At 42.8% G+C, this 5,755-nt stretch carries 6 protein-coding genes; all 6 read right to left on the bottom strand.

Annotation, left to right across the window (positions count from 1 at the left end; all coding sequences use genetic code 11):
* Positions 1-164 (bottom strand): reverse transcriptase N-terminal domain-containing protein (locus P5683_RS22275; RefSeq protein WP_315645569.1); only part of this gene is annotated, 164 nt, incomplete at its 3' end.
* A 791-nt stretch (positions 165-955) separates the two neighbouring features.
* Positions 956-2,509 carry a circadian clock protein KaiC gene (gene kaiC, locus P5683_RS22270; RefSeq protein WP_006623299.1) on the bottom strand — a complete coding sequence of 518 codons (1,554 nt, stop codon included), beginning with the start codon at positions 2,507-2,509 and terminating at the stop codon, positions 956-958.
* 369 nt (positions 2,510-2,878) lie between these two features.
* Positions 2,879-3,193, bottom strand: a complete 315-nt coding sequence (gene kaiB, locus P5683_RS22265) for a circadian clock protein KaiB (protein WP_006618253.1) — start codon at positions 3,191-3,193, stop codon at positions 2,879-2,881.
* A 96-nt stretch (positions 3,194-3,289) separates the two neighbouring features.
* Positions 3,290-4,147: a circadian clock protein KaiA gene (locus P5683_RS22260; RefSeq protein ID WP_006623298.1), complete on the bottom strand. Its 858-nt coding sequence runs from the start codon at positions 4,145-4,147 to the stop codon at positions 3,290-3,292.
* Positions 4,148-4,342: 195 nt separating this feature from the next.
* Complete coding sequence (locus P5683_RS22255; protein WP_006623296.1) at positions 4,343-4,558, bottom strand: hypothetical protein; 216 nt, start codon at positions 4,556-4,558, stop codon at positions 4,343-4,345.
* 170 nt (positions 4,559-4,728) lie between these two features.
* Positions 4,729-5,337, bottom strand: coding sequence for a low-complexity tail membrane protein (locus tag P5683_RS22250; protein ID WP_006623295.1), 609 nt, complete (start codon positions 5,335-5,337; stop codon positions 4,729-4,731).
* Positions 5,338-5,755 lie beyond the last annotated feature (418 nt).

Raw genomic sequence — 5,755 nt, 5'->3', positions numbered from 1 at the left:
CTCCTAAACGTCTCGCACGCATAATATGATTTCACCAATAGACGTTGCCACCTTCTGGCCTTCGCGTCCTGTCCCGATTTAGATGCTTGAAATATCCTCTTTTGGAGCTTAAAAACTTTCCGCTGAACCTTAGCCCATGGGATAACTTTCCATACGTTATTCATAGTCTTGATTGGTTTCGATTTCTCGAATCCTTTCTTTCAACTCGCTTGCGTCATTTAAACACCCACTAGACTCTATTCTTACAATCAAACCGTGACCTGTTAGCATTTCCCGTCCATTACAGCCGGGCGTTGGCTTTTGGTCACATCTCACATCCTCTAGGACTTGCGGTTACACTTATCCCTACTAACTACCTCGACCAGATAGTCAGAGTCCAGGAGGACTTAAAACGTTCCGTTTATATGGGCCTTCCATCTTTAGATTTGTCCTCAGAACCGGGGTACTTTCAAGGTCTGTGTAGGTAGTATAAGGAGCCTCCTACTTTTCCCCTTACTCTTTTGAGCGCAGCGTTTCAACCTATTTCGCTACTTGATTCTTACGATGGTTCAAGCCGGACATTCGGTCTCCCTAATCATGGATGGTTGGCAGTGGTCTCGTTTCTGATACTAGGTTGTATCTCGGAGCCTTCCGTTCCCCGCTTCAATCCTGGGGTTATGATTCCCAAAACTGGGGGTGGCTATCGCCGTTACTCTCTACTCCCTGATTTCTCAGTTGGTTTATGACCTTGAGTTCCCTGCCTTGCTTAGATTTCTCCAAGCGTCGGGACATATAAACAGTTATGGGGATGGTCAGGAGTGCGTTCCTTATATTCAACCAAAGGGTTGAAGTCCCCACCAGGCGGTTATTTCGGGTATCTCAACCCTATTTCATGCCTGAACGTCTCGCACCCTTAACGGGAGTCGTAATGCGTGACATTGAAGATAGGGAAAGGTTCACGGTAAAGGTTTAGTCGTCAATCCTGATCATCTTGAACTCCCTCAATAATGCGAGACAACTCACTTTTTTCATTAATAGAAATTCGGGTAGGAGAACCACCAATAATGCGTTCGTAATCCCTAAACGAGTCAGTAATATGGGGACCATGTTCGGTGATAGTATATTCCCGAATACCCTTATCATGCCAAGAACCGCGCATTTTAAACACATTAATAGCCCTAGACATTTGACCACGAATTTCCACATACTGAAGCATAAGAATAGTGTCAGTAATAGTCGAAATATGAGAATCGGTAATCGAGTGTGAACCCATAAACTGGTCAGTTGTATTGGTAAAAAAGCCGGTAATTTCCTCCTGTTTAGCATATCCAGTGACAGCGATTACAAACTGTCGAAAAGCATTACTACTAACTCCCCTAGCTAAAGCAGAAAGAGAATCGATCGCAATGCGGGAAGGTTTAAACTCAGAAATTTCCGAGCGAATAATTTGCAAATGGTCTTCCAAGCCTGTAGACTCAGGATAACTACAGATAATTTTAAGTAATCCCTTACGTTCCATCGCTTCAAAATCTAGTCCCCAAGAGTGAGCATTTCGCAACAATTGAGCGCGGGATTCTTCATAAGCAAATAGAATGGCTCGCTCATTACTTTGACAGGCGTTATTAACAAAGATACTAACTAAGAGAGTCTTACCAGTTCCCGTAGCACCAGTCGCCAGAATAATTGAATCTTTAAAAAACCCTCCGCCGCACATTTCATCAAGAGTTTTATTACCAGAAGAAACCCTGACATTAGAAGACCGTTGAGTAAGTCGCATAGCACCGAGGGGGAAAATACTAATCCCATTTTGAGTAATCGTAAAAGGATATTCTCCTTTCATGTGGGTAGTACCGCGCAACTTCAAAATTTCCACCGTGCGGCGACGGCGTTCACCTTCCAAAACATTTCGCAGAATCATGACATTATCAGAGACAAATTCCTCCACACCAAAGCGAGCGACCGGACCATATTCTGACTCTCGCTCTGTGGTCATAATTGTGGTGGATCCCACTTGCTTTAAACGAGCCACTAATCGGAAAATTTCTCGTCGCACGACTCCGGCGGCTTCATATTGTTGAAAAATGGCAGTTACCGAATCAATAGAAACCCGTCTAGCTTTATATTTGCGAATGCCATACTGTATGCGTTCAATGAGTGCTGAAAGGTCAAAGTTGCCGACGATATCTTGACCTTCTGGGTCCGGGGAGGCATCAAGAATAAATAATTTACCCTCATCAATTAATCCCTGTAAATCCCAGCCAAAACTGGCCGCATTTTTGATGATATCGGTAGGAGCCTCTTCAAAGGTGACTAAAATACCCGGTTCATCAAAATAGGTGATACCATTGTAGAGAAATTGAACGGCAAATAAAGTTTTACCTGTACCGGAGGTACCACTAACCAAGGTTGAGCGACCTGCTGGCATTCCCCCATGACTGATATCATCAAATCCTTCAATCATGGTGCGGATTTTTTGGACACTAATTAAGTTCCGTTTATTGGGTTCTGGTTGGGGGTTGCTATTGACCATAATTATTGATTTTAAAAACGTTCGGCTTTGAGTATTCTATATTTCCCCATCAACAGTGTCTATGGAAACTGGGTTATATAGATATAGGCTTTGGTATTGTACTGTATTAAGGTAATCGAGAATAACCACAAGATAGATATCAAAAGTTGGCTATTTTTTGTTCCCGGTTCTATTTAGCCTGGTGGTTGCTATAACTGTTATTTATATTTACCATAATCTTGGCTGCATCAGTGGGAATATGATCATCTCGAATTGATCGGCGGACGGGGATATTCCCACGGAGACCTTAACTGCGATCGGACAATGGGGTTTCTCCCCTAGCTGAAAGCGTTAGGGGAGCAACGGTGGCTAAGGGGGTTGATGGCTGACCTAGAAGTTATAATCGTCGTCTTCTAATTCTTCATAGAGTAAATCTAATCCAATCAGCACTTTTTCGCGATCGGAGAGGTCGCCAATAATTTTCCTCACTGGTGGGGGCAGAATTTTGGATAAGGTCGGTGTTGCCAAAATCTTATCCTCTTCGGCTAGTTGAGGATTTTTGAGAACATCGATCACTTTGAGAGCATAAACACCCTGAAACTCTTGTTCTAAGATATCTTTAAGGGTTTTGAGAGCTCGAACTGAGTTAGGGGTATTCCCAGCTACATAGAGTTTGAGAACATAAGTTTTCTTCAGAGGAGTCATAGATATATCTACCGATATAAGATGAAAATTTGGGGGAGTAACAGAGATTTTTTTGACATTAGACCCATGATGAAATTGACAGGGACTTTTACCTGTTCATTCTCCCCATGACTCCCGGGGTATGGAACGACGATACATTTCGCATAAATGAGCTAAAGTGTCAATCAAGGTAAGTCTGTAGTCCAGTAAAACATCTTCACTACGTCCCTCTAGTTTGAGTTGTTTGGAAAAATTATCCATCAAATCCATGTGAATCTCAACAATGCGAGTCACTGGAATATCCCCGAAAAACGCCATGTTAACGTATTCGTCAATTTGATTATTCAAATTTTTATCGTTAGCAAAATAGCTTAAAACAATTTGGCGATATTGAGATTTAAGCTGTTCCAATAGCTTCTGACGATCTGCCTTGGACAGGTTTCTCAGAAAATTTTTAGGATTTCTCTTATAATACACACCTAGATATCCTAGTCGCTCATGTAATTTGTCCATGAGTCTTCGCTGCTGGCGAACAATGAAATTAGTTAACTCCGTAGGGGTATCTACAGAGGATGATTCATCGGTCAGACGAGTGGTGACAGCATGGGTAATAAATTGGCTAATAGCTTTATCAATATATCCTTGTATTAGATGAATTTGCTTACCTTTTAACTGGACTTCTGTTGAGGAAAGTATATAATTCTCGGAGGGTTCAGTTAGGCTAGGCTGGACTACAGGGGACTGCTCATTAGGTATAATGATTAAGGTGGGGATAGAAATTAAGTTTTGCTGGAGTTTATCAACTAAAACCTGCCACTGAGGCGACCACTCCAGAATGAGACAGTCAAGTTGGTGTTTATGTTCTGTTACATATTCTATAAATTCCTCTGGGGAGTCGAGTTGAATAATTATGTAGTGTTCTTTTGGCAAATAGGAGGACACCGACTGAGATAACTCAATCGATGGGATAAACATACATATGGACAGTTGCAGACTCCAAAGGTGGCTGGGTACTGCGCCTGGCTTTTCGGGTTCGTGTTGAATCAGAAGCTCTTACTCCTTTGATTATTGATTCTGATTGGTGTAAGCCGATCGCTTACACTAGGGTTTACTGATGTTTTGGGGTTATGGTTTGGGGTTGAACAACGGTTCTGGGTTGATGATACTTGATTAATAGGCTAAGGTTTCTAGGGTTTCCCGTAAATATATGCGTACCTGTTGGTCAAGATTGAGATTCTGGAGATTTTCGGCAGAATTTCGGTCTAGCTGCCAACCCTTGAACCCTGAACTGGTGGCGATCGCCTGTTTGAGATCAGACCAGATCTGAGAGTCCCGGCGGTTCATTCCAGCATCAGGGTTCCAGAAAATTGAGGTAGATTGAGCCATGACGATACGTTAACTAAACAGTGTTCGAGGCTCTACCTGATTGGCCTGGATCAGACATCATATCAGGCTGAACCTATCTTTATATCATAATGACAATTTTACAAAAGTTTAAGCTAATCTCTGCATAGTTGGTTAATTGATCTGGGTTATGGTCCATCTGAGTGATGAGCCTATGACGTTTTTTCGGGGTTGGGGGTGATGGGTAAGATGCGATCGACTTTCCAGCCAACGATGGTAAATCCTTGGCTAATCTGATCGGTTGATAGGGGATGACGCTGATTTAGCTTTGATTGGGAGGTCAAAAATACTAATAGTACACTGATTGGCACTTGGGTAAATAGGTTACACCCGCAGAAGGCTATGGTGGCGATCGCTAAACCCAAAATCCTCCAATTCGGAAGTATGGAGGCGACATCGGTGGCTAGGGGTGCAATGCGGTACAGTTGCCACAAAATCGGCAGCAGCAAAACGGGGGTAATTATGGCAAAACCCTGATGGCGTTGGGTTTTAAAACCTGTGAGAATCCGCTGTTGTTCTGTGGTTAGTTGTTCCGGCTTAATGGCGATCGCCAAAATGCTATATATATAGAAGGGCCTAAACCACTGCATCCATAGCACTGGCACTATACCCAGGACTGCCACCAGTAAAAACTCTATGGTGACAGGAAATACAGGATAACCCACGGCAAATCCCAATAGGCATAATCCTAGCCAAATGGGAAGAGTTGCCAATCCGGCTAAATGAATCCAGAGAAAGGGATCGAGTCTAAACCGTTGCATGATGGGTTATTCCGTACTCCTTAACGTTGATGGTGGCAGATTTTGATTATGATCTAGGTGGGTTGCCCAATAGTCGGCAAAACCTGCATCTATTTAGGACGATCATACAACAAATAGGGGAAAACTCATATCATATTCAGTGGGATCGGATTGGTGGCGGTAACAGTGGCGCTCTAGGATAGTAGTTTGGGATATAATGGAGCAAGAATTTAATCCAAGATTTGCTTGACATCTTAGGACAATAAGGTACAATAACCCCAAAGATTCGCAACTCAATAATGAGTATACGGTCAAACCCCAGACCATGCCAAATTTCCTTGACGACATACTCATCAAGTCGGATTCTTCATGGTAAAATCAAACCATGGTGCGAGACGTTTAGGAGTCAAATAAGGCTGCAATGCCTGAAATAACCTCC

It is taken from the genome of Limnospira sp. PMC 1279.21 (assembly GCF_032349615.1).
GTDB classification, from domain to species: Bacteria; Cyanobacteriota; Cyanobacteriia; order Cyanobacteriales; family Microcoleaceae; genus Limnospira; species Limnospira fusiformis.
The sequence above is the reverse complement of the archived record's forward strand: the minus strand, read 5'-3'. Positions and strand labels throughout refer to the sequence as shown.

Bases quoted from the DNA above. Each gene is read 5' to 3' on its own strand.
- kaiB (WP_006618253.1), bottom strand. From the start codon at position 3,193: ATGACTCCTCTGAAGAAAACTTATGTTCTCAAACTCTATGTAGCTGGG.
- P5683_RS22260 (WP_006623298.1), bottom strand. From the start codon at position 4,147: ATGTTTATCCCATCGATTGAGTTATCTCAGTCGGTGTCCTCCTATTTG.
- P5683_RS22250 (WP_006623295.1), bottom strand. From the start codon at position 5,337: ATGCAACGGTTTAGACTCGATCCCTTTCTCTGGATTCATTTAGCCGGA.
- P5683_RS22255 (WP_006623296.1), bottom strand. From the start codon at position 4,558: ATGGCTCAATCTACCTCAATTTTCTGGAACCCTGATGCTGGAATGAAC.
- kaiC (WP_006623299.1), bottom strand. From the start codon at position 2,509: ATGGTCAATAGCAACCCCCAACCAGAACCCAATAAACGGAACTTAATT.